This window comes from Vibrio marinisediminis (assembly GCF_014050145.1).
Taxonomy (GTDB): domain Bacteria; phylum Pseudomonadota; class Gammaproteobacteria; order Enterobacterales; family Vibrionaceae; genus Vibrio; species Vibrio marinisediminis.
Window position 1 is genome coordinate 1 of the sequence record NZ_JACFYF010000113.1, and the last position, 323, is coordinate 323.

Consider the following 323-nt stretch of genomic DNA (forward strand, 5'->3'; position numbering starts at 1 on the left):
GCAGGACGCGCAGGTGGTCAAGCAATTCGACGATGGCGGCATCTACGAAGGCAGCTTCGTCGACGGGTTGCAGGACGGGGTGGGCACCTACACCCTGCCCAACGGCTATGTCTACACGGGCGAGTGGGAACGGGGCGAGATCAAGGGCCAGGGCGAGGCGCGCTTTCCCAACGGATCGGTCTATGTGGGCACATTCGCCAAGGGCAAACCCGAAGGCCAGGGCCGGATCACCTATGCCGACGGGTCGACCTATGAAGGCACCTGGGTGGACGGCAGACGGACTGGCGCCGGCACGGCCAGCTATGCGGATGGGTCGATCTATG

Annotated in this window: 1 protein-coding gene; it reads left to right on the top strand. The window is 64.7% G+C overall.

Going from position 1 to position 323, the window contains the following annotated elements; genetic code table 11:
- Positions 1 to 13 precede the first annotated feature (13 nt).
- Positions 14 to 323, top strand: a 310-nt coding sequence (locus H2O73_RS23590) for an MORN repeat-containing protein (RefSeq protein WP_497997505.1), incomplete at its 3' end; no start/stop codon positions are given.